Genomic DNA, 22,103 nt, shown 5'->3' on the forward strand with positions numbered 1-22,103 from the left:
TTTCCGGCATCCTCCAGATTTTTCCGTGCGAGTATCCTTGTTTCCTCTACGTACACATTCCGGATTCTTCCATCCATTGGCCCATCAGCGGGACTGTGTGAATTTCTTCACACTGCCAGTGTAGCATTTGGACAAAAAAGAAACAAGACACCTGGGGGAAAGTTTCCACTTTCGCCTGATTATGCCTTGTTTCTTCGTATTTTACAGGAGTCATTTTTGTGACTTACCAGTCCGTTGTTTCACTGTTTTATCACAAAGGAATCTTTTGACCAGTACCACGGCTGCTAGTCCATCCACTGCGGACGGTTCAGAAAGCAGGGCCGTGGGCAGCAGCTTTTTCCATCCCCGGGGCGGATTCAGCTGCCAGTAGAGTTTTTTGGCTTCCTGGGTGCTGCCGTATTCATCCACTTCATAAAGGGGCAGCTGGGGAAACGCCTCCGCCAGCTGCCGATGCATGGTCTTTGAAGTTGTGCCATCCCCCAGCACGCAGCCGGAAGGACGGTCATCGCCCAGAAAATCCTTCAGATGGTCCAGGAACCCTGCCGTAGGCAGGATGGCCTGGCGGACCAGGGTTCCATCCCCGGCCACCAGGGCGGCCCCAGTTTTGTCCCGGCCCGGATCCACCCCCAGATAAAGCTCAGTTTTGTTCACGAGGCAGACCTCCCACGGGACGGATTTCCAGATCCAGCAATACAGGCCCGGCCACGGTAATATCCCGGCGGGCCTTGGCGGTGATTACCACTTTGCCGCCCAGGCTGCGGATCTTTTCGCTGGCGTTGGACAGTTCGGTGCTGGTAATGGCCCCCACGTCCCCGGTAATGGGATTGGGGATCACCCCGTCGGCCTGGGCTGCCCGGTTCACGGCCTTCAGGAAGGCCATGAGGGCCAGGTCGGATTCGTTGGAATTGGGATCCACGGTAATAGACTGGGTAAGGATCAGGGTATCTTCCGGATAGACCACCTTGTCCCCCACCATTTCCAGGCGGGATACCACCACTTCTCCAGACAGGATGTTGCCGGCGGCGCAGAGCCGGACGTACATGTCCCCTTTGGCTTTTTCCAGGTTGGAAGCAGCATTCTCCACCGCTTCCCGGCTGAGCCAGATCACCGGTGTGGAAGGATCCATCCCGATGCGGCCGGCTACCTGGATGTTGGCCTGGTTCAGGAATTCCTGGAGCTGTTTCTGGGTGTTTTCTTCGCTCTGGCCGCTTTTCAGCACCCCGGAATAGAGGATTTCGCCGCTGCGGAACACCACATGGCCCTCCCGGACGGCCACAATGCCTTCCCGGAGTTTTTTGGCGGTGTCTTCCAGGGATTTCACGTCCTGCTGGAGCTGGTCACGGGCGGCTTCTGCCTGGCGCACCTGTTCCTGGGCCTCCTGGAGACGGGTGCTGGCTTCCGCATACCGGGCCTGGAGCTGTCCCAGGTCGGCCTGGGCCTGCTGCATCTGGGCCTGGGCGTCCTTCATCTGGGCTTCAGCAGCAGCCTTCTGCTGCCGTGCCTGTTCCGCAGCCTGGGTGGCTTCGCTAATTTTTTGGTCCAGTTCTTCGATTTTGGCACTTTGGGCGGACAGTTCTTCGTTAGCCTTGTCCCGGGTGGCGGTAAGAGAGGCAATTTCCGCCCGCATCTGCTTCATGCCGAACAGAGCCGTGCGGACCTCCTTGGAGGCAATGGTCAGGACGGTGATGGTCAGGGCGGCAACCAGCATGCCGCTGACAATTGTCATGACCACGGAGGTGTCATGAGGGCGCAGGCCAAAAAGCCGGAGCCGTTTTTTGCCGATTTTGCTTCCCAGTTTGTCTCCCAGATAGGCGATCAGTCCGCCCATCAGGGCCAGAACCAGGATCAGGGTAATGCCGGTCATGGGATGCGCTCTCCTTTCGTGTGTATATTATCCTGTACATTATAGCATAAAACCGGGGCTCGTGGATGAGCTCCGGTTTTATGCGGTCAGCGGCCAATGGAAAGCAGATGCTGCCGCATCTGCTTTTGAATATATCTGCCCTCCGGGCGGCCGGGACGGGCTCCCCTGCGGGGAGCCCCTACAACGTTGGTGTCGAAGATACAGCGGAAAATCTGTTTCCCGGACCGTAGGATCGGACATCTGATCCCAACGAGGTAGGGGCGCGCCAAAGGCACGCCCTTCCCGGCCTGCGGGGAGCCCCTACAACGTTGGTGTCAAAGATGCAGCAAAAAATCCGTTTCCCGGACCGTAGGATTGAACATCTGATCCCAACCAGGTAGGGGCGCGCCAAAGGCACGCCCTTCCCGGCCTGCGGGTTTCACAGTCAAGGAATCAGATCACCCTTTCCGGCTCTTCCCGGTCTTGTAATCGATGGTGATGCCGGGCTGGTTGTTGTAGACGAACACGTTGAACTGGACGCCGGCCCCTTTGTCTTCCACGCTCCATGCTTCCATCTGTACGCCCCGGGCCACCAGATCATTCCCCTGGAAAATGGGAGTTACCCGATACAACACGTGATGGTTGGTTTCTTTTACGTAGTCGGCCACCATATTTTCAAAGGGCAGCATGCCGGTAACATTGAGATACCGGGTGCCGGTGATCAGGTTTTTGGGGTTGGCGTTTTCCGCTGTCAGCTGATACCCGATGAGATGGCACCGGTTGTACAGATATTTCCCATCAATGCCCTCATACTTCACGGTCTGCCAGCCGGAGGGCTTGACGCTGCCGATGGGGCCCCGTTTCTCCGTAGGCATGGTTTGCCGGCTTACATTGGCATAGGCGGGGCCGCAGCGGCCCAGGCTGTCCAGGTCGCTGTACCGTTCAAAAGACTTTTTGGTCTTGTCCTTGTCGGGAAAATCAGGCACATTGTTGTTCAGCACCACATAGGGCTTGTTGGTAAAGGCAGGGATGGAAGAAAGGTCAAAGGAGGGCTGATTCTTCCCCACCTGCTGGGTCACCTTTGTGCTGTTTTTGGGAGCCGCTTTTTTGGCGGCAGGTTTGGTGGATCCGCAGGCGGTTAAGACCAGGGACAGGGAAACCAGGAGGGCGGACAGGAACGCTGTGAGTTTTTTCATTTTACGTATACCTCTTCTGTAATTTTGTCATGGGAAGAACCGGCAAAATCGGCGGTGGACACCTTCTGCCAGCCCTGATTCAGGTCGATGTCGAAGAAAAAGTCCCCGGGATAGGCCCGGTTCCAGCGGTAGAGGATGATCTTTTCGATTTTGTCCAGATAGGGAGCCGCAGAACGGTCCTCCAGCAGGCAGTATTCCCCGGGTCCGGCCTGGTCCAGGAAATCTTCCGCCACGCGGATATTGGCCGCTGGCGGGTCGAAAAGGCCGGCGGTATATGCATCCATCCACAGAGGTGCATCCCCTGTGAAAGCAAGGATACGGGCCCGGAGGAGCCGGTCCTGGCTCTGGCGCCGGTGGTTGAACAAAAGGCCGCCGGAATCATCGACGGCAGTGATGAGAAGCATGGGATTTCCCTCCTTGGCAGGTCGCGAGCCACAGGTCGCGGGTTGCGGACTTTGTTGGTGCAGCCGGAAGTACGGCTGCTTGTCCATATATGGTATTTATTATATCATACCGTGAACAAAAGTTCACGTTTCATTCGGATTTGCAGAACAATTGGCCCGCGGCCCGCGGCTCAGGGCCCGCGACCGCAAAAAAGCTGCCTTCCGGCAGCTTTTTGCTATACATTATCCTTTTTATAAATCATCCAGCACCCAAAGGCTCCGCAGAGAAGGTTGGGGGTGGCGGCGGCCAACAGGGGCGGGATCACGCCGCCCTGGCCCAGTCCGGTCATGAAGGTCATGATGGAATAATAGATGAAGATGAGCACCACGGAGAAGCCCAGGCCCATGGACGCCCCGGTCCGCTGGGATTGGACCCCCAACGGCACCCCGATGAGGGCAAAGAAGAAGCTGGCCAGAGGCACGGTGAACCGGCGGTAGATTTCCATTTCATACTTGCTGGTGGGCATGTACTGGCGTTTCAGGATGTCGATGTACATCTTCAGTTCCCCAATGGTCATCTGGTCCGGATCTTTCTGGTCCAGGGTAATGGCCTTGGGGGTCTCGCTGATGGGCAGCACCTGTTTGTCGAAGGTCATGGTCCGGGCCACCCCGTCTTTCCCGGTCAGGTCGGTGATGGTGCCCCCTTCCATGATCCAGGTCCCCTGGGTCCATTTGGCCTGGGGGGTCCGCTGGATCCGGGCCACTTTTCCGTTGTCCCAGTCTTCGATGGTAATGTCCTTCATCATCCCCTGCTTCTCGTCGAAGGTCCGGGCATAGGTAAGCCGTACCAGCTGGCCCTTGGACACCTGCTTGATCAGCACATGGTTCTGGGTCCGGGGCTTGGTGTCCCGCTTGATCTCCACTTTGATGATCCGTTCATATTCGCTTTTGGCAGGAGGCACCACCTTTTCGGCCCACACCACGGAAAACAGGCTCACCACGAACCCGGCAGCCAGGATGGGAGCGGCAATCCGGCGGAAGCTGAGCCCCCCGCTGCGCATGGCGGTGATCTCACTGTTGCTGGACAGCTGCCCCATGGTGAGCAGGGACGCCAGCAGCATGGACATGGGGAAGGTATAGTTGATCACTTCCGGCATGAGACACAGGAACAGCCGGATCAGGGAAGAATAGGAAGCCCCGTACTGGGTGATGTACTGAGTCACCCGGAACAGGAAGGAACTGGCCACAAAAATGGTGGAAAAGGCAGCCACCCCGAACAGGAAGGGCTGCATCATCTGTTTTAAAATGTACTTATCTAAAATGGACATGAGCAGCCTCACATTCTGAAATTATCGCCCAGATAGAACTTCCGGGCCACCGGATCTTCGGCCACCTGCTGGCTGGTGCCTTCCACCAGGATCTTCCCGGCGCTGAGGATATAGGCCCGGTTCACGATGCTGAGGGTTTCCCGGACGTTGTGGTCGGTGATCAGCACCCCGATGCCCCGTTTGGCCAGATGGGCCACCATCACCTGGATATCCGCCACCGCAATGGGGTCGATGCCCGCAAAGGGTTCGTCCAGCAGGATGAAGCCGGGGTCCGTGGCCAGGGCCCGGGCGATCTCCACCCGCCGCCGTTCGCCTCCGGACAGGGCACTGCCCTTGCTTTTCCGGATGTGGCCGATGTGGAATTCCTGGATCAGGTCTTCCATCTTTTGCCGGCGTTTGTCCTTGTCCGGTTCGATTTCTTCCAGGATGGCCATGATGTTCTCTTCCACGGTAAGTTTCCGGAAGATGGAGGCTTCCTGAGGCAGATAGCCAATGCCCTTCAGGGCCCGTTTGTACATGGGAAGAGCGGTAACGTCCTCGTCATCCAGGTACACATGGCCGGTATCCGGATGTTCCAGTCCTACGATCATGTAGAAGGAAGTGGTCTTCCCGGCACCGTTGGGCCCCAAAAGTCCCACAATGGTCCCCTGTTCCACTTCCAGGCTGACTTCGTTGACCACCCGCCGCCCGGCGTATTCTTTTACCAGTTTTTCCGCACGTATCTTCACTCTTGACTCCCTTTATCCAATTTCAGTCTGGCCGATGGTCATGAGATGGCCGGGCCAGTTGTAAAACTTATACAGGAATTCCGGCACATTGGCCAGCCCTGCCAGGCTGAATACCGGCTGTGCCCCGCTCTCCTCCTTCTGGGAGGTGCTGTCCTGGGGCATCACCACCATCTTCACGTTCCCTTCGCCCATGGCCACTTTGCCGCCGGCTCCGGTAATGGTCAGGGTATCCCCGCTGACGGTGTCGTCATTCTGGGTGGCGGTGGCATGGCCGATGAGCCGGATGGTGCCGTCGGCTTCCTTGGTATTGTAGATGGCCCGGTCTGCTCTGGCAGTCAGGTTCCGGGGCGGGCTGATCAGCCGCACGTTGCCGTCGGCGTTGGCCACGCCGGTGCCCATGTTGTATTTCATGTTGGCGGCATCCAGGCTGGACCCGTCATCCATGGTGAGCTGGGCCCAGGATCCAATGGTCTCCGCAAACTGGGCATCGGAATCGTAATCCACCTGGGCGGCCCGGAGGGTCTTATCCTCTTTCCGGAGCACCGCATTGCCAATGGCGGAAAGGAACTTTCCCTTGTTTTTGATGATCAGTTCAGAGCTGGTCAGATGGGCATCCTTCTGGTCCGCCACCACGGACCCGGTAAGTTTCCCTTCCCCGGTCTTGGTGTTGTAATCGGCTTCTTCCGCACTGGCGGTGCCGTCATCGTGACGGATCTTCACATTCCCCACGGCAGCAGCCTGGCCGGTCTTGAAATCGTACTGGACCTGGTCCCCGCTGATGGCGGATGCCGCCCAGCAGGCAGAAGTAACGGACAGAAGGCCTGCCAGGAGTCCCAGCACTGCAAATTTTTTCACTTTCAGCATTAAAATTCTCCCTTCTGTACGTGAGCATCCTCTTCCAGTTTGGCCTGGTCCAGGGCAACATTGAAGGTTGCCTTTTTCGCCGTGGCCACCGTATCGTCTTTCTTCAGCCGGACATTGCCCTCACCCACCACCATCTGATCTTTGTTAATCCAGGTGAATTTGTCCGCCACTGCGTCCCCTCCATCGGAGGTGGTGCCGTGAGGATTCTTGGTAAGGACCACGTCCTTGGTATCCATGTGGACTTCCCCTTCGTCAGCAGTCACGGTCATGGTCCGGCCGTCGTCCTGGTAAAAGGTCCCGCTGATGCCCTTCATGTGGGCCAGCTGGGCTTTTTTGTCATAGAGCAGGGACTGGACGGTAAGTTCCCAGACTTTTTTCCCGTTTTTCGTTTCCTGGATGGTGGAACCGTTCACTTCCTGGAGCACATCCTTGCCGTTGTCCTTTACAGTGCCCGCGGTGGGCTTGCTGCTCAGGAGCCAGGCAATGACGCCCCCCATCAGGAGCACAGCGGCTGCGATCACCAGCAGTGTACGATGTTTTTCTGCGAGCATGGAGACATCCTTTCTTTACCCGTTCCAGGGAGTGTTCCAGCGGTGCTGGAACCAGATCCAGTTGTCCGGATACTGGCGGATGATCTTTTCCACTTCCTGGGTCATTTTCAGGGTAATCTTATAATCATCTTTTTCCCGATTGCCGGTATCTTCATAGTAAATGGGTTCTTTCACAAACACCTGGTGGCCGTAGCCGCTGGGTTTGCGGACCATGAAGATGGGCACCACCGGAGCTTTGAACTTCCGGGCGAAATAGGCCGGCCCTTCCGGGGTGGAAGCCATCTTCCCGAAGAAGGGAACGAAAATCCCGTGATAGCCTCCGTCCTGGTCGGCGATGAGCCCCAGCATCCGTCCCTTTTTCATGGCACGGGCGCAGCCCAGGATCTCGTTGGTGCCCCGGGCGAAGATTTCCTGTCCCACGCCCCGGCGGAGCTCATTGAGGAAATCACTGTATACCGGGTTGGGCTGGGGTTTCTCCACGGCACTGAGGGGAAATCCGTTGAGGGCCAGAGCGGCTCCCAGCCATTCCCAGTTGTCCATATGGCAGGCCAGCATCACGACCCCCCGCTTTTTGGCCAGGGCCTCCCACAGGATATCCGGCCGGTCGAAGCTTACAAGACCCCGGATGTTGTCCTTGTTGAGAGCCGGCATGTAGAGGATCTCCATGGCGGTCATGCCCAGGTTCAAAAAGAGCCGGTGGATGATGGTTCGGGATTCCCGGGCCGTGACCCCCATCCGTTCCTGGATGGTTTTTTCCGCCCGCACCCGCTGTTTTTTGGCAATATGCCAGTATAGTTTACCACAATTCCGTCCCAGCCGCACTACGAATTTGTAGGGCAGCAGGGACAGGAACCGGCTCAGGCCTTTCAAAAATCCGTAAAGCATTACTGTCTGTCTCCCTGTCCCTGGATTTCGTAACTGCGGACGATGCCATCCCACAGGCCCTTGGCCTTGAGGATCCGTTCGATCACATCCCGGACGGCCCCGTGGCCGCCGTTGCAGGCGGAAACCAGCATGGCCCGTTCCCGGACTTCCGGGGCGGCATCCGCAGGAGCAAAGGTCACCGCCGCCCGTCCGAAAGCGGGCAGGTCGTTGAGATCATCCCCCATAAAGGCGGTTTCTTCCAGCGGAATGTCCAGTTCGTTGGAAGCCTGCTCCAGCACTTTGCCTTTGTAGACCACGTTTTCGTATATGGAGCTGATGCCCAGTTCCATGGCCCGGTGGAGAACGATTTCGCTGTGGCGGCCGGTAATGAGGGCCACCTGGATGCCGTGGCGGAGGGCCAGGCTGATGCCCATGCCGTCCCGGGCGTCAAAATGCTTGGACAGTTCTCCTTCCTGTCCGATGATGATGCTGCCATCGGTCATGACCCCATCCACATCCAGGGCCAGGAGACGGATCTTGGCCAGTTGTTCTTCTGTAATCATTTATACCACTCCCTGGTGTACCAGATCAGTAATATGCAGCAGCCCCACCACTTTCCGGTCCTGATCCACTACGGGCAGGACGGTAATGGGCCGGGGTTTGTTGGATTCCATAAGGTGCAGGGCTTCGGCGGCCAGTTTGTGATCCAGGATGGTCTTGGGATTTCGGGTCATCATCTGGGAAACCGGCCGGTTCAGGCAGTCCAGATCCTTGGCGATGCCTCTCCGGATGTCCCCATCGGTCAAAAGTCCCTGAAGATGCTGGTTGTCATCCACAACAGAGACAGCCCCCACGCCCTTGTCGGTAATGATGAACAGGGCATCCTTGACGCTGATGTCCGCATGGACCAGGGGATTTTCGTCCCCTTTGTGCATCACATCGTCCACCGTAAGCAGCAGCTTCCGTCCCAGGCTGCCCCCGGGATGGAAAATGGCGAATTCTTCCGGGGTGAATTTCCGGGCGCTGAGGAGTTCCATGGCCAGGGCATCCCCATAGGCCAAGGCTGCCGTGGTGCTGCTGGTGGGAGCCAGGCCCAGGGGGCAGGCTTCCCGTTTCACACCCACGTTCAGGACGATATCCGCATTTTTCGCCAGGGTGGATTCCGGATTCCCCACCATGGCGATGACTTTGGCGCCGATCCGCCGGATGGAGGGCAGGATGTTCAGGACTTCTCCCGTTTCCCCGCTGTTGGACAGGGCCAGGACCACATCCATGTCCGTGACCATGCCCAGATCCCCGTGGATGCCTTCCGCCGGATGGAGGAAAAAGGCCGGGGTGCCGGTGCTGGCCAGGGTGGCAGCGATTTTTCGGGCGATGATCCCGGATTTGCCCATGCCGGTGACGATGATCCGGCCTTTGCAGTGGAGGATCATCTCCAGCGCGGCGCCGAAATGGTCATCCACCCGGGGCAGCAGCTCCAGGATGGAATCCGCTTCGATCTGCAGTGCTTCTTTGGCTTTTTCAAACATACCGGTTACGCCTCCCTGCGGCCGATGGCGTCGATGGCTTTGGCGTCCGCCAGGACCTGTTCCAGATCATCCAAGGCAATCATGTTGGGGCCGTCGGACAAGGCTTCTTTCGGGTTGTCGTGGGTTTCGATGAAGAGCCCGTCAACCCCTACAGCAGCTGCCGCCCGGGCCATATGGGGCGCATATTTGCTCTGGCCCCCGGAGCTGGTGCCCTGTCCGCCGGGGATCTGGACACTGTGGGTCACGTCCATGATCACCGGGAAGCCCAGGTCCCGCATAATGGGCAGGCTGCGCATATCCGTCACCAGGGTGTTGTAGCCGAAGCTAACGCCCCGTTCGGTGAGCATCAGATTCCGGCTTCCGGAACCCACGATCTTGTTCACCACATTTTTCATGTCCCAGGGTGCCAGGAACTGGCCTTTCTTCACATTGACCACTTTCCCGGTCCGGGCAGCTTCCACCAGCAGGTCCGTCTGCCGGCACAGGAAGGCGGGAATCTGGATGATGTCCAGGACTTCGGCAGCCTTTTCCACCTGCCAGGTTTCGTGGACGTCACTGATCACCGGCACATTCAGATCTTTCTTGATCTGGGCCAGGATCTGGAGACCTTCTTCGATGCCCGGGCCCCGGAAGGAATCCAGGGAAGACCGGTTGGCTTTATCATAAGAAGCTTTAAACACATAGGGCAGGCCCAGCTTTTCACAGATGGCCTTGGCCCGTTTCCCGATGGCCAGGCTCCGTTCGTAGCCTTCCAGCACGCAGGGGCCGGCCATGATCAGCAGCGGGTGACCCTGTCCCACCTGGTAGGGTCCGATCTTGACGATTTCCATGGGATTACTCCTTTCCTTCCTGGTCCAGTTGGGCGAAGATTTCGTTGGCCCGGTCCAGATCAGCCTGGGTGTCGATGCCCACGCCCTGGAAGTCCGTAGCCAGGACTTTAATCTTTACGCCGTTTTCCAGGGCCCGGAGCTGTTCCAGCCCTTCCACCCGTTCCAGGGGCGTGGGCAGGAGCGCCGCAAACTTCAGCAGGAAGTCCCGGCGGTAGGCGTAGATGCCGATATGCTTCCATACCTTCACTTCCGGTTCTTCATTCCGGGGATAGGGAATCAGGCTCCGGGAAAAATACAAGGCGTAGCCGTTCTGGTCGGTGACCACCTTTACCGCATTGGGGTTCTGGTAGTCCTCCGGATTCATTTCCGTTTTGCAGGTGGCCATTTCCAGGTCGGGATTGTCTGCAAAGGCCTGGGCCAGGTCGTCGATGACCTGGGGCGGGATCATGGGTTCGTCGCCCTGGACGTTGACGATCACATCCACATCCTCGAAGTTGAGAGCCACTTCCGCCAGCCGGTCGGTGCCGCTGGGATGATCTTCGGAGGTCATCACAGCCCGGCCGCCGAAGGCATTGACGCAGTCCAGGATCCGCTGGTCGTCGGTGGCCACCAGCACTTCATCAGGGATCCGGGCCAGAGCGGCCCGTTCATAGACCCGCTGGATCACGGGTTTGCCATGGATCAGGGCCAGGGGTTTCCCTGGCAGACGGGTGGACCCGTAACGGGCCGGAATTACACACAGTACTTTCATTTGGACGGATTCTCCTTTTTAATGGCGGCTTTGATGGTATCGGTAAAGGCTTCTTCGCCGCTGGTAATCTGGATTTCCATATCCAGGATGTACAGAGGCACATCCCGGTGGAGGTAAATAAACTCTGTGGGGATTTTCACCGCATCTTTCCCGGTGGTGACCAGGGCTTTGACGCCCCGGCTGATGGCCCGGTCCATGATGTACTGCATTTCCACCATGCCGTAATCGTGGTGGTCCGGATACCGGATGGCTTCCACGATGTTCAGGCCTTCGGCGTTCATGGTCTGCTCAAAGGAAGACGGGTTGCCGATAGCGGAAAACACCATCACATGCTTGCCCCGGAGGGCTTCCAGAGGCAGGGCCTTGGACATGTCGTTCTTGTACCAGTCTGCGATCTCGATGTAGTCGCAGGGTTTATGGATGCTCTCGGCGATAGGAGCCGCCGGAGCGTATTTGTGCAGGGTGTCGCAGAGAGTGGCCCGGGAAATGGGGGAACTCTGGTCGCATTTGGTCAGGAGGAACAGCCCTGCCCGGCTCAGGTTGCTGAGGGGCTCCCGGAGCGTGCCCCGGGGCAGGATGCAGCCGTTGCCGAACATGTTGAGGGTATCCACCAGCACCACGTCCAGGTCCCGGTACAGCTGCCAGTGCTGGTAGCCGTCATCCAGGATGATCACTTCCGCCTTGAACTTGTCCACGGCGAACTGGCCGGTAATGGCCCGTTCCTTGCCGATGACCACCGGGATCCCCGGCAGCTGCTTGGCCATGAGGAACGCTTCGTCCCCGGCTTCATAGGCGGTCATGTAGATTTTCTTCCCGTCGGACACCACCCCGATCTTTTCTTCCCAGTGGGACCGGTAGCCCCGGTTCAGGATCACCACCCGGTAGCCCAGTTTCTGGATCATCAGGGCCACTTTCTGGGCGGTGGGGGTCTTGCCGGTGCCCCCTACGGTAATGTTGCCGATGCTGATCACGCAACAGTCCAATTTGGTCCGGGGCACCAGCCCGGCGTTGTAACAGAACAGCTTCAGCCGGACCCCGGCTTCATAGAGCACGGACAGGATCCGGAGGAAGGCCAGGACGCACCAGTCCAGGATTCCGTTGTCTTCCCCGTGGGAAAGCTGGATCAGGTACTGGGTCACCGCATCCCCGGGACGCATCCGGGGGCTCACTTCGTCGTTGATGTTCCGGGTATTGATCTTGTAATGGGTGTTCACCATGCTTTCGGTAGCAGTGAGTTCCAGCAGCTCCTTCAGGTAGCCGATGGTCCGCACGGCGGCGCCCCGGTTTTCCCGGATCACCTGGAGAGAGGCATCCCCCATCTTTTTCCGCAGGGCATCGTCTTTGAAGATCTTCAGGAACATGTCCGTCATTTCCTTGCCGTCATGGATCTGGACACAGGCCCCCACTTTGCTCAAAAGGGCGAAGGAATCCTTGAAGTTGGACATGCTGGGCCCCACAATGATGGGTTTGGCATGGGCTGCCGGTTCCAGCACATTGTGGCCGCCGTGGTTGATCAGGCTGCCGCCTACAAACACCGCATCCCCCACTGCATAGATCCGGCCCAGTTCCCCGATGGTGTCGATCAGGACCACCTGGTATTTGGGACGAGGATTGCTCATGGCCTTCAGAGAGGACCGAAGGCCCAGAGAAAGGCCGTATTTTTCCGCCAGCCGGGTGATTTCATGGATCCGGCCAGGCTTCCGGGGAGCGATGATGAGACGGGCCTGGGGGAATTCCTTCCGAATGTCCAGGAAGCTCTGGAACAGGGTTTCCTCTTCAGTAGGATGGGTACTGCCGGCCACGATCACCGGGTAGTCCTCTTCCAGCCCCAGTTCATCCTTGTACTGCTGGAGATCTTCCGGGGTCACTTCCGCATAGGTCTGGTCGAATTTGGTGTTGCCGGTCACAAAAATCCGGCGTTTTTCCGCCCCCAGATGCTGGATGTATTCCGCATCGATGGAGGACTGCATGCAGAACCGGGTGACGCTGCCCATCATGTCGGCCAGGATGCCGAACAGATACCGGTAGCTTTTCACGGATTTGTCGGAGATCCGGCCGTTGACCATCATCACCGGGATCCGACGCAGCTTGATGGCCCGGAGGAAGTTGGGCCACAGTTCCGTTTCCACCGGCATGAAGATCCGGGGCATGATCCGCTTCACAAAGGATTCGGACACAAAGGGTAGATCCAGGGGGAAGTAGATGATGGCATCGGCTTCCGGGATGATCTGGTGGGCCATGTTGTAGCCCCCGGTGGTCACGGCGGACACCAGGATCTTGGCATCGGGCATGGCCTTGCGGATTTCTTTCACCAGCGGGCTGGTGGCCACGATTTCCCCTACGGAAGCACCGTGGATCCAGATGCAGTTTTTATGGGCAACGGCTGCGATTTCTTCATCCCGGATGAACCCCAGGCTCTGACGGAACCGGCGGGGAAAGCCTTTTTCCCGGAAATACCGCCAGGTAAAGTAGGGCAGGATCACAAAGATGAACAAAACTGTGGCCAGGAAGTTATAAATATAGTACATACATTGACCTCGTTTTCATTGGGCTTGGCTTGCTTGGAAGGAAAGCGGCTGATCAGCGGGCAGGGACCTCCGTCCCGGCCGGTGCCGTTTCCTGGTCTTCCAGTTTCCGGACTTCCGCCTGTTCGGCTTTTTCCCGGTACTGGATATCGTGTAGGTGAGCATAAAGCCCGTGACGGGCCATCAGTTCCTCATGGGTGCCGGCTTCCACGATTTCCCCATGATCCAGTACCAGGATCTTGCTGGCGTTCTGGATGGTGGACAGCCGGTGGGCGATCACAAAAGAGGTACGGCCCACCATGAGCCGGTCCAGGGCTTCCTGTACGATCCGTTCACTTTCCGTATCCAGGGCGGAAGTGGCTTCGTCCAGGATCAGGATCCGGGGATCCTTCAGGATGGCCCGGGCAATGGCAATGCGCTGGCGCTGTCCCCCGGACACGTTGATGCCCCGGTCTCCCAGGTAGGTGTCATACCCCTGGGGCAGGTTCTGGATGAATTCGTCCGCATTGGCGGCCTTGGCGGCGGCCAGCACTTCTTCCCGGGTGGCATCCAGCCGCCCGTAGAGGATGTTGTTGTACACCGTATCGTTGAACAGGTTGGTTTCCTGGGGCACAATGCCCACCTGTTCCCGGAGAGAAGATACGGTTACGTCCCGGATGTCGTGGTCATCGATGAGGATGGCCCCTTCGGTCACATCATAGAACCGGGGCAGCAGGTTGGCGATGGTGGATTTGCCGGCACCGCTGGGCCCCACCAGGGCAATGGCCTGGCCGGGCTGGGCGGTAAAGGTCAGGTGCTTCAGGATGGGTTCATCCGGATTGTAGGAGAAGGACACGTCACGGAATTCCACCTTCCCTTTTACAGGAGGCAGGGCAATGGCATCGGCCTTTTCCGGGATCTTTTCGTCCAGGTCCAGGATGCTGAACACCCGGTCTGCAGCGGCCAGGGCTTTCTGGATGTTCCCCAGCACCCGGGCGATCCGCTTGATGGGGTTGGAGATATTCACGGCATAGACCAGGAAGGCAATCAGGGACCCGGCGGTAATGTCACCGCTGAGCACCCCCCGGCCCCCGAACCAGATAATGGCGGTGACCCCCAGGGCGGCGATGAATTCGATCACCGGGGACAGGGTGCCCATGAGCCGGACGCTTTTCATGTTGGCATCGAAGTTCTTCCGGTTGGTCCGTTCAAACCGGGCGATTTCATAAGGCTCCCGGACGAAGGACTTCACCACCCGGCTGGAAGACAGGGTTTCCTGGAGCACGGAGGTGATGTCGGCGGTGGCCTGCTGGATCCGGTGGCCGGTCTTCCGGATCTTCTTGCCGAAGAAATCCATGAAGAACAGTACCACCGGGAAGGTGCAGAAAGCGAACAGGGTCAGTTTCCAGTCCAGATAGACCATGGCACAGATGGAGCCGATGAGGACGGAAGTTTCCGTGATGATTTCCACCGAGTTGTCCACCATGGCGCTCTGCATGGCCTGGACGTCGTTGGTCACATAGCTCATGATGGTGCCCAGTTTGTTGGTGTCATAGAACCGGGTATCCAGTTCCATCATCTTTTTGAACACCAGGCCCCGGATGTCGATGACCACGCTTTCCCCCACATAGTTCATCAGGTAGTTCTGACCGTAGTAGGTAATGCCCCGGGCAAAGAAGATCACCACGATTCCCAGAGCGATCAGGTTCAGCAGCTGGGCATCGTTGTTGATGAACACCTTGTCGATTACGTCCCGGACGATCCAGGGCACGTACAGGTTGGCGGCGGAGGTGAGCACGGTGCAGACCCCTGCCAGGGCCAGACGGGGCAGATAGGGTTTGATAAAGCGCAAAATTCGCAGATAGAGGTTCATGGATTCTCCTTTGCTGTTTCAAGGATCAGACGGGCGGTCCGTTCCACGGCACCGGGCTGACCCAGCTTGGCAACGGCCTTTTGCATTTCTTCCCGGACAGCGGCGGCGTTGGCCGGCTCCAGGAAGTGGAGGACGGCGGCAGCCATGTGGTCCGGGGTCATGTTTTCCTGGATCAGTTCCGGAAGGATTTCCTTCCCGGCCAGGATGTTGGGCAGGCCGATGTATTTCACATAGACCATGTGTTTGGCGATCCACATGCTGAGAGGACTGGCGGTGTAGCAGATAACGCTGGGCAGCCCGCAGAGAGCCGCTTCCAGGGTCACGGTGCCGCTGGTGGCCAGGGCCACGTCGCAGGCCCCCATCACATCATAGTTGTGTCCTTCCACCACTTTCACCGGCACAGGACTGGTCTGGAGGATGGACTGGAGCAGGCCGGCGTCAATGGACGGGGCCTTCTGGAGGACGAATTCCGTTTCCGGCCGCTGCTTCCGGATTTTCGGCAGGGCCCGGAGCATCACCGGCAGCACCCCGGTGATTTCCTTCACCCGGCTGCCCGGGAGCAGCAGCACCACCGGATGGCCGGGCCGTTTGCCGATCAGGGCTTCCGCCTCCTGGGGGCTCAGGGTGGGCTGGACAATATCCACCAGCGGATTCCCCACAAATTCCACCGGGGCTCCCGCTGCTTTGTAGACTTCCGCTGCAAAGGGGTAGATGCAGGCCACTTTGGCGGCCAGCCGGGCCACGTCTTTGGCCCTCCCCCGGCGCCAGGCCCAGGCGGAAGGAGGGATGTAGGAAAATACCGGGATCCCCAGCTTTTTGGCTTCTTTGGCTACCCGCATGTTGAAATCCGGGTAGTCCACAGTTACGAACACATCGGGCTTCCGTTCCTCCATAAGACGGCGGAAAGCCTTCTTCAGCCCCAGCAGACGGGGCAGGGCCTGGAGGACTTCCACAAAGCCCATGACGCTGTAATCTTTATAATTGAACACCACTTGCCCACCGGCTGCTGCCAGGGCATCACCGCCCATGCCAAAGACTTGGGCCGTGGGGTCCTGCTGCAGGATGGCACGGGTCAGTGCAGCGGCATGAAGATCGCCGGAGGCCTCCCCCGCAGAAATGAAAACTTTTGTCACCCTGTTGTCTCCTCTCTCATCTGAACATAAATGTACAGTTTATTATATCACATAACAAAAAAGGGGGTGTGAAAAAATTCACACCCCCTCCACCGAAGCCAAAATGGGCTGTGAAAAAATGAAGATCATTTTTTCACAGCCCATTTTTATTTTCCTTCCGGATCCTTCATGGCCACCACCGTCAGTTTGTGACGGTTGGCCAGGTCCAGGGCCTTTTCCCGTTCCACCAGGAGGGTCCGTCCGGCTTCCATGACGATGCCGGCACAGCCAGATTCGATCATGGATTCCACGGTCTTCACCCCGACTCCCGGCATGTCGAACCGGTTGTCCTGGGCGGGTTTGGCGGTTTTGGCCACAATGGCCCCTTTGCCCAGTCTGCCGCCCCGGAGGATGCAGGCATCGGTGCCTTCAATGGCTTCCACAGCCATGATGGCCTTGTTCTTCACCACCACAGTCTGGCCGATGTCCAGGCCTCCGATCTTCTTGGCCATGGCAAAGCCGTACTTCATGTCTTCCCATTCTTCCGGTGTGGGCTGGCGTTTGCTCAGCACCCCTTCCAGGGGCATGAGATCCGTCAGGAACAGGGTCTGGTCCATTACATGGATCCCCATGTCTTCCAGCTTGGCCACCAGGGCGTTCATGATGGTGTCATCGTGCCGGTCCGGCAGGGACATAAGGATCTTGATGGCCTGCCAGTCCGGGACCAGGATACCTCCGGAATAGAGGATTTCCTTGGTCACCTTGCCGATCATGGTGACTTCATCCACCCCTTCCTGCTTCAGGGTCTTGAAGATTTTCCCCACTTTGCCGATGTTGATGGCATAGAAAGCATCCGCCTCTTTTTCCAGGTCTTCATGGGTGCCGGGGACCAGGGCCACAGCCACCGTCCGATAACCGGCCTTTTTCGCCCCCCGGACCACATCCACCGGCAGATGGCCCACCCCGGAAAGCACCCCTAAGGTCTTCCCCATAGGCTTACTCCCGGATACCGTGGGCGGAAGCCCGGCAGATGCCTCTTTCCACCGTGCGCAGGAAGCGCATGAAGTGTTCCACTTCTTCGTAACTGTCCAGTTCCAGTTCCATGGTCTTGATGGCATCGGACAGGGACAGGCCTCTCTTGTAGAGGATCTTGTAGGCTTTCTTCAGCTCCCGGCGGACTTCCATGGGAATGCCTGCCCGGGAGATTCCCACGCTGTTGAGCCCTGCCACATAGGCCGGGTTCCCGGCCACGATGACGAAAGGCGGAACATCCTGGGAGATCCGGCTCATGCCGCCGCACATGCAGTTCCGGCCGATTTTGGTGAACTGATGCACAGCGGTAAGTCCCCCGATGACGGCCCGGTCTTCCACGATCACATGGCCGGCCAGGGTGGCCACATTGCTCATGATCACGTTGTTGCCTACGATGCAGTTGTGGGCCACGTGGGTATAGGCCATCATCAACACATTGTTGCCGATCCGGGTTTCATTGCCTTCTCCCACAGCCCGATGGACCGTGGCGCATTCCCGGATGGTCACGTGATCACCGATGATGGTTTCCGTATCTTCGCCTTTGTATTTCAGGTCCTGGGGGACTTCGCCGATGCTGGCACCCTGGAAGAATTCGCAGTTCTTCCCGATGGTGGTCCGGCCGGTAATCACAACGTGGGGATGAATGATGGTACCTTCACCGATCTTGACATGTTCACCGATAACAGAGTACGGGCCAATTTTCACGTTGGGGCCGATTTCCGCACCCGGTGCAATAATGGCTGTCTCATGTATCATACTAGAATCTGCTGTCATTGTTTCACTCCACCTTTATTGTTTATTTTCCGCCAGCGCAAAGAAGAAGTCCCCTTCGCAGGCCGGCTCTCCGTCCACTGTACCTTCACAGTGGGCCACACCCATATTGCCTTTGATTTTGGTGATGATGGCGGTGGTCACCAGCTGGTCCCCCGGTTTGATGGGACGGCGGAAACGCACCTTGTCGATTTTCCCGAAGACGGCGATCTTGCCCCGGTTTTCTTCCGGATACAGCAGGGTAACGCCGCCCACCTGGGCCATGGCTTCGATCAGCAGCACCCCGGGCATAATGGGATTCCCAGGGAAGTGGCCGATGAACTGGGGCTCATTCATGGTGATGTTCTTGATTCCCACGGCCCGCTTCATGGGTTCCAGTTCGATGATCCGGTCCACCAGCAGCATGGGATACCGATGGGGCAGAATCTTTTGGATTTCCTGAATGTCTAATGTAATCATATCCTTACTCCTTATTTCTTTTTTCTCTTTTCCGGAAACCGGGGTATGTCTGGGATGATATTCATGGAGCCGCCGATATTCATCGATCTGCCGGGACACATTGTCGTTGAAGGCGTGACCGCTCTTCATGCAGATGATATGGGCATGGATGGGGCCCAACAGGTACATGTCCCCGATCACATCCAGGATCTTGTGCCGGATCAGTTCATCCGGGAACCGGGGGGTGGACAGGATCTTTTCCTTGCCGAACACCACCACATTGTCCAGGTTGCCTCCCAGGCCCAGGCCCATTTTCCGCAGCTGGGCGATTTCGTCTTCAAAGGCCACGGTCCGGGCGGAAGCCACTTCCTTCAGGAAATTATCTCCCTTGTCTTCCACGTCCATCACCTGGGTTCCCAGGAGAGGATGGGGATTGATGGAGGTAAAGGTGATCCGGAAGCCCTCGTAGGGCAGCACCACAATGGAGCGGTCTCCGTCATAATGGGAGAAGGCCCGGTCCACATGGTACACCTGGCGTTCCCCGTCCTGTTCCTCGATGCCCGCCTTCAGGATCTCATCGATGAAGGCCTGGGCGGAGCCGTCCCCCACCGGGGGTTCGGCAGAAGACATTTCCACGTAACAGTTGTCGATCTTCAATATGGCCAGAGCCGCCATGAGATGTTCGATGGTGGTGACGCTGGCTCCATTTTCTGTCAGGGTGGTGGCCCTGGTGGTGGCTGTAATGTTGGAGGCCACGGCACGGACCTGGGGCCGGCCTTCCATATCTGTGCGGATGAACACGATCCCCGTATCCACCGGCGCCGGGCGCAGGGTCATTTCCACCAGCTTCCCGGAATGGAGCCCGATGCCGTCACAGGAAGCCGCCTGTTTCAGGGTGTGCTGTTTTTCAATGGTCATAAATCACACGCCTTTCTTATACTTTTCATACCGTTTGCGGCCATCCTTCCAGCGGTCGTGGACCCAGAACCACATGGCCGGATCCAACCGGATTTCCCGCTCAGCGATGGCTACCAGTTCTTCCATTATAACACGGACGTCCTCTGAACGGTTAGCCGTTTTCTCCGTATGGAGGGACGGATAGATCCGGGCGGTCAGGGTTCCGTCAGGATTGTTGTGCATGAACAAGGGCACAATGGGAGAACCGAACATCCGGGACAGATGAGCTGCCCCCTGGGGAACCCGGGAAGGTTTGCCGAAAAACAGCAGATGTTCTCCGGTATGGGCGGAATCCTGATCGTACAGGATTCCTACCAGATGTTTCTTTTTCAGATAGCGGCCGATGGCCAGCATGCTGTTTTCCCCATGGTTGTAGGTTACATGCTGCCCCACCATCTGCCGGTAGTCGTTGATGAATTTATCCATGGCCCCGTTGTTCTGCTTCCGGGTAATGGACAGGATGGGATAGCCCAGAAGGGCCATGGAAGCCCCCAGCATCTCCCAGTTGCCGTAGTGGGCAGTGCACATGATCACCCCTTTGTTTTCGGCATAGGCCTTTTCCAGGTTCTCCAGTCCTTCAAAATGGACCAGCTGCCGGAAATTGTCTTTGGTGATCAGAGGATATTTCAGCACTTCGATGAGCATCCGGCCAAAGCGGTAGACGCTTTCCCGGGCGATCTGTTCCGCCTGCGCTTCATCCACCCCCAGGCAGTCCCGGATGTTTTCCCGGGCCATGTACCGGCGCCAGGCCGGCACCACCCGCCATCCCAAATGCCCCAGCACCCAGGCCAGGGCCCGGTTCAGACAGTCCGGCTGGTGGCACACCAGCCAGCTGATGAACTCCATGAGCTTGTACGCAGCCATCCTGCATCCTCCTTAAAAGGTAAGGTCCATCCCTCCGTACAGGTGATGGTCTCTCACACCCACCTGGGCCTGGATGAATTTCCCCACCGGGATGCCGGCGCCGTAGTTGAAATGGCTGCCGTCATATTCTCCCATGAGATTCATGGAAAGACCCAGGAGTCTGGTTTCTTTTTCCACAGCGTAGAAACCGTGTTTGTACTGGTCTCCGGTGCCCACCCCGCCGTGGATCTTCCAGCCGGCGGCCAGGGCCTTGGTGACAGCCACATAGCCCCGCCGGTCATTCCGGTCTCCGATATCCTCCACGCCAATGGCGATAGCAGGGGTCAGCGGGGTTTCCCGGAGCACCTGGAGTTTGGCGCTGACGGTGCCGTAGGATCCGTCATGTTTGGTATCCACATGGCTGCCGGCCACTTCGATGCCCAGAGGCAGGGCGATGTTGCCCCGTACATTCCGGCCTTCCTTGGTCCAGTCCAGACCGGCGGAAACATGGCCGGGCATCCGGACGTAGCCGGAAGGGGCATTGATGATGCCGCTGGTGCCGCTGGGAGTGGTTTTGGCTTCTGCAGCCCCAAAAGGCAGCGCCGCCAGGGCACACAGCAGGGCAGCGGTCAGTTGTCTCTTCATGGTTGTTCCTTCTTTCCTTTTTCCAGTGCTTCCACGGTTTTTTCCAGCTGACGGAGCCGTTTCAGGGCAGCTCCCAGCTTCCGTTCATTGGCGGTCTGCCGCAGCCAGTCCACATGGGGCTGGGCAGGGAAGCCGGCCCACACCACATTGTCCGGCACGTCGCTGATGATCCCGGTACGGCCGGCAAAGGTGCAGTTGCTGCCGATTTTCAGATGGCCGGCGGTAGCAGCCTGGCCCCCGAAGGTGGTGTTATTCCCAACAGTGACACTGCCGGAAATGCCCACATGGGCCACCAGGATGCAGTTTTCGCCGATGATGTCATTATGGCCCACATGGACCAGATTGTCGATCTTGGTGCCTTTGCCGATCACCGTGCTGTCCACGGTAGCCCGGTCGATGCAGGTGTTGCAGCCGATTTCCACATCGTCTCCCAGGACCACGTTCCCGGTCTGGAGCACTTTGGTGTGTTTGCCGTTGGCGGTGATGTACCCGAAGCCGTCTCCGCCGATGACACAGCCGGCCTGGAGAATCACCCGGTCCCCCACCACACAGTCTTCCCGCACCGTCACGTTGGAATACAGGGTGCAGTCAGCACCGATCTTCGCATGGCGTCCCACGTACACATGGGGATAGATCACCGTGTTGTCCCCGATTTCCGCATCTTCCGCCACATAGGCAAAGGGCAGGATGGCCACATTCTTCCCCACTTTGGCCGTGGGATGGATGAAGGCGTATTGGCTGATGCCCTTTTTCACCGCTTCCGGGGGACGGAACATCTGGAGCAGCACCGCAAAAGCGGCCCGGGGATTTTCCACGGCCAGTACAGCCTGTTCTCCCCTGAATTCCGCTCCCCGGGGAATCATGATGGCCCCGGCCCGGGACCGTCCGGCCACTTCCAGATAGGGAGGCACCGCAAAGGAAATCTGATCCTTCTGGGCTTCTTCCAGTCCATTGACCCCCTTGAGGACCATTCCGGGGTCACCCTGGAGGATTTCCCCTTTCAACAATGTTGCCAGTTCCTGTAAGGTTTTTTCCATTTCCAGCATCCTTTCCATTTCATG

Annotated in this window: 22 protein-coding genes; all 22 read right to left on the minus strand. The window is 58.1% G+C overall.

The genetic code is table 11. From position 1 onward, the window contains the following. Positions 1–210: 210 nt before the first annotated feature. Positions 211–651 (minus strand): Holliday junction resolvase RuvX, encoded by a 441-nt coding sequence (locus ACTQY1_RS02095; protein ID WP_441368876.1) that lies wholly within the window; start codon positions 649–651, stop codon positions 211–213. Beyond that, the gene (locus tag ACTQY1_RS02100) at positions 638–1,864 is read right to left on the minus strand and encodes a DUF3084 domain-containing protein (protein ID WP_441368877.1); all 1,227 of its coding nucleotides are present in this window, start codon (positions 1,862–1,864) and stop codon (positions 638–640) included. The genes ACTQY1_RS02095 and ACTQY1_RS02100 overlap by 14 nt, the downstream gene beginning before the upstream one ends. A gap of 437 nt (positions 1,865–2,301) precedes the next feature. Next, positions 2,302–3,039: a DNA/RNA non-specific endonuclease gene (locus tag ACTQY1_RS02105; protein WP_441368878.1), complete on the minus strand. Its 738-nt coding sequence runs from the start codon at positions 3,037–3,039 to the stop codon at positions 2,302–2,304. Then, positions 3,036–3,443, minus strand: coding sequence for a ribonuclease Z (locus ACTQY1_RS02110; protein WP_441368879.1), 408 nt, complete (start codon positions 3,441–3,443; stop codon positions 3,036–3,038). Before ACTQY1_RS02110 ends, ACTQY1_RS02105 begins: the two co-directional genes overlap by 4 nt. A 215-nt stretch (positions 3,444–3,658) precedes the next feature. Continuing rightward, positions 3,659–4,750, minus strand: coding sequence for an LptF/LptG family permease (locus ACTQY1_RS02115; protein ID WP_441368880.1), 1,092 nt, complete (start codon positions 4,748–4,750; stop codon positions 3,659–3,661). An 8-nt stretch (positions 4,751–4,758) separates the two neighbouring features. Next, complete coding sequence (gene lptB, locus ACTQY1_RS02120) at positions 4,759–5,478, minus strand: LPS export ABC transporter ATP-binding protein (protein ID WP_302574071.1); 720 nt, start codon at positions 5,476–5,478, stop codon at positions 4,759–4,761. A 12-nt stretch (positions 5,479–5,490) separates the two neighbouring features. Continuing rightward, the gene (locus ACTQY1_RS02125) at positions 5,491–6,342 is read right to left on the minus strand and encodes an LptA/OstA family protein (protein WP_302574069.1); all 852 of its coding nucleotides are present in this window, start codon (positions 6,340–6,342) and stop codon (positions 5,491–5,493) included. Further along, positions 6,342–6,893, minus strand: a complete 552-nt coding sequence (gene lptC / locus ACTQY1_RS02130) for an LPS export ABC transporter periplasmic protein LptC (protein ID WP_279127788.1) — start codon at positions 6,891–6,893, stop codon at positions 6,342–6,344. The genes ACTQY1_RS02125 and lptC overlap by 1 nt, the downstream gene beginning before the upstream one ends. Positions 6,894–6,908: 15 nt before the next feature. Further along, positions 6,909–7,778 carry a lysophospholipid acyltransferase family protein gene (locus ACTQY1_RS02135; protein WP_441368881.1) on the minus strand — a complete coding sequence of 290 codons (870 nt, stop codon included), beginning with the start codon at positions 7,776–7,778 and terminating at the stop codon, positions 6,909–6,911. Beyond that, positions 7,778–8,320: a KdsC family phosphatase gene (locus ACTQY1_RS02140; protein WP_441368882.1), complete on the minus strand. Its 543-nt coding sequence runs from the start codon at positions 8,318–8,320 to the stop codon at positions 7,778–7,780. The genes ACTQY1_RS02135 and ACTQY1_RS02140 overlap by 1 nt, the downstream gene beginning before the upstream one ends. Then, positions 8,321–9,286: a KpsF/GutQ family sugar-phosphate isomerase gene (locus ACTQY1_RS02145; RefSeq protein ID WP_022486889.1), complete on the minus strand. Its 966-nt coding sequence runs from the start codon at positions 9,284–9,286 to the stop codon at positions 8,321–8,323. Between the two features lie 5 nt (positions 9,287–9,291). Beyond that, entirely contained in the window at positions 9,292–10,116 is an 825-nt protein-coding gene (kdsA, locus tag ACTQY1_RS02150) for a 3-deoxy-8-phosphooctulonate synthase (RefSeq protein ID WP_022486888.1), read from the minus strand. 4 nt (positions 10,117–10,120) lie between these two features. Then, positions 10,121–10,867 carry a 3-deoxy-manno-octulosonate cytidylyltransferase gene (gene kdsB, locus ACTQY1_RS02155; RefSeq protein ID WP_022486887.1) on the minus strand — a complete coding sequence of 249 codons (747 nt, stop codon included), beginning with the start codon at positions 10,865–10,867 and terminating at the stop codon, positions 10,121–10,123. Continuing rightward, the gene (gene lpxK, locus ACTQY1_RS02160) at positions 10,864–13,395 is read right to left on the minus strand and encodes a tetraacyldisaccharide 4'-kinase (protein ID WP_022486886.1); all 2,532 of its coding nucleotides are present in this window, start codon (positions 13,393–13,395) and stop codon (positions 10,864–10,866) included. The genes kdsB and lpxK overlap by 4 nt, the downstream gene beginning before the upstream one ends. A gap of 52 nt (positions 13,396–13,447) precedes the next feature. Then, positions 13,448–15,244: a lipid A export permease/ATP-binding protein MsbA gene (gene msbA, locus ACTQY1_RS02165; protein WP_154487789.1), complete on the minus strand. Its 1,797-nt coding sequence runs from the start codon at positions 15,242–15,244 to the stop codon at positions 13,448–13,450. Beyond that, positions 15,241–16,377 (minus strand): lipid-A-disaccharide synthase, encoded by a 1,137-nt coding sequence (gene lpxB / locus ACTQY1_RS02170; RefSeq protein ID WP_441373751.1) that lies wholly within the window; start codon positions 16,375–16,377, stop codon positions 15,241–15,243. Before lpxB ends, msbA begins: the two co-directional genes overlap by 4 nt. Before the next feature lie 146 nt (positions 16,378–16,523). Next, on the minus strand, positions 16,524–17,348 hold the full coding sequence (locus ACTQY1_RS02175; RefSeq protein ID WP_154487790.1) for an LpxI family protein: 825 nt from the start codon (positions 17,346–17,348) through the stop codon (positions 16,524–16,526). Positions 17,349–17,352: 4 nt separating this feature from the next. Beyond that, the gene (gene lpxA, locus ACTQY1_RS02180) at positions 17,353–18,162 is read right to left on the minus strand and encodes an acyl-ACP--UDP-N-acetylglucosamine O-acyltransferase (RefSeq protein WP_022486882.1); all 810 of its coding nucleotides are present in this window, start codon (positions 18,160–18,162) and stop codon (positions 17,353–17,355) included. A 15-nt stretch (positions 18,163–18,177) separates the two neighbouring features. After that, positions 18,178–19,515 (minus strand): UDP-3-O-acyl-N-acetylglucosamine deacetylase, encoded by a 1,338-nt coding sequence (gene lpxC / locus ACTQY1_RS02185; protein WP_302157073.1) that lies wholly within the window; start codon positions 19,513–19,515, stop codon positions 18,178–18,180. 3 nt (positions 19,516–19,518) lie between these two features. Beyond that, positions 19,519–20,418, minus strand: a complete 900-nt coding sequence (locus ACTQY1_RS02190; RefSeq protein ID WP_308664185.1) for a lysophospholipid acyltransferase family protein — start codon at positions 20,416–20,418, stop codon at positions 19,519–19,521. Positions 20,419–20,430: 12 nt separating this feature from the next. Then, on the minus strand, positions 20,431–21,042 hold the full coding sequence (locus ACTQY1_RS02195; protein ID WP_022486879.1) for a YjbH domain-containing protein: 612 nt from the start codon (positions 21,040–21,042) through the stop codon (positions 20,431–20,433). Beyond that, positions 21,039–22,079, minus strand: a complete 1,041-nt coding sequence (lpxD, locus tag ACTQY1_RS02200; RefSeq protein WP_022486878.1) for a UDP-3-O-(3-hydroxymyristoyl)glucosamine N-acyltransferase — start codon at positions 22,077–22,079, stop codon at positions 21,039–21,041. The genes ACTQY1_RS02195 and lpxD overlap by 4 nt, the downstream gene beginning before the upstream one ends. Between the last annotated feature and the right edge of the window lie 24 nt (positions 22,080–22,103).

The sequence above is a fragment of the Acidaminococcus sp. HCP3S3_G9_1 genome (genome assembly GCF_052122455.1).
Classification (GTDB): Bacteria; Bacillota; Negativicutes; order Acidaminococcales; family Acidaminococcaceae; genus Acidaminococcus.

Bases quoted from the DNA above. Each gene is read 5' to 3' on its own strand.
- ACTQY1_RS02100 (WP_441368877.1), bottom strand. From the start codon at position 1,864: ATGACCGGCATTACCCTGATCCTGGTTCTGGCCCTGATGGGCGGACTG.
- ACTQY1_RS02105 (WP_441368878.1), bottom strand. From the start codon at position 3,039: ATGAAAAAACTCACAGCGTTCCTGTCCGCCCTCCTGGTTTCCCTGTCC.
- ACTQY1_RS02110 (WP_441368879.1), bottom strand. From the start codon at position 3,443: ATGCTTCTCATCACTGCCGTCGATGATTCCGGCGGCCTTTTGTTCAAC.
- ACTQY1_RS02115 (WP_441368880.1), bottom strand. From the start codon at position 4,750: ATGTCCATTTTAGATAAGTACATTTTAAAACAGATGATGCAGCCCTTC.
- ACTQY1_RS02125 (WP_302574069.1), bottom strand. From the start codon at position 6,342: ATGCTGAAAGTGAAAAAATTTGCAGTGCTGGGACTCCTGGCAGGCCTT.
- lptC (WP_279127788.1), bottom strand. From the start codon at position 6,893: ATGCTCGCAGAAAAACATCGTACACTGCTGGTGATCGCAGCCGCTGTG.
- ACTQY1_RS02135 (WP_441368881.1), bottom strand. From the start codon at position 7,778: ATGCTTTACGGATTTTTGAAAGGCCTGAGCCGGTTCCTGTCCCTGCTG.
- ACTQY1_RS02140 (WP_441368882.1), bottom strand. From the start codon at position 8,320: ATGATTACAGAAGAACAACTGGCCAAGATCCGTCTCCTGGCCCTGGAT.
- ACTQY1_RS02145 (WP_022486889.1), bottom strand. From the start codon at position 9,286: ATGTTTGAAAAAGCCAAAGAAGCACTGCAGATCGAAGCGGATTCCATC.
- kdsA (WP_022486888.1), bottom strand. From the start codon at position 10,116: ATGGAAATCGTCAAGATCGGACCCTACCAGGTGGGACAGGGTCACCCG.
- kdsB (WP_022486887.1), bottom strand. From the start codon at position 10,867: ATGAAAGTACTGTGTGTAATTCCGGCCCGTTACGGGTCCACCCGTCTG.
- lpxK (WP_022486886.1), bottom strand. From the start codon at position 13,395: ATGTACTATATTTATAACTTCCTGGCCACAGTTTTGTTCATCTTTGTG.
- msbA (WP_154487789.1), bottom strand. From the start codon at position 15,244: ATGAACCTCTATCTGCGAATTTTGCGCTTTATCAAACCCTATCTGCCC.
- ACTQY1_RS02175 (WP_154487790.1), bottom strand. From the start codon at position 17,348: ATGGGGAAGACCTTAGGGGTGCTTTCCGGGGTGGGCCATCTGCCGGTG.
- lpxA (WP_022486882.1), bottom strand. From the start codon at position 18,162: ATGACAGCAGATTCTAGTATGATACATGAGACAGCCATTATTGCACCG.
- lpxC (WP_302157073.1), bottom strand. From the start codon at position 19,515: ATGACCATTGAAAAACAGCACACCCTGAAACAGGCGGCTTCCTGTGAC.
- ACTQY1_RS02190 (WP_308664185.1), bottom strand. From the start codon at position 20,418: ATGGCTGCGTACAAGCTCATGGAGTTCATCAGCTGGCTGGTGTGCCAC.
- ACTQY1_RS02195 (WP_022486879.1), bottom strand. From the start codon at position 21,042: ATGAAGAGACAACTGACCGCTGCCCTGCTGTGTGCCCTGGCGGCGCTG.
- lpxD (WP_022486878.1), bottom strand. From the start codon at position 22,079: ATGGAAAAAACCTTACAGGAACTGGCAACATTGTTGAAAGGGGAAATC.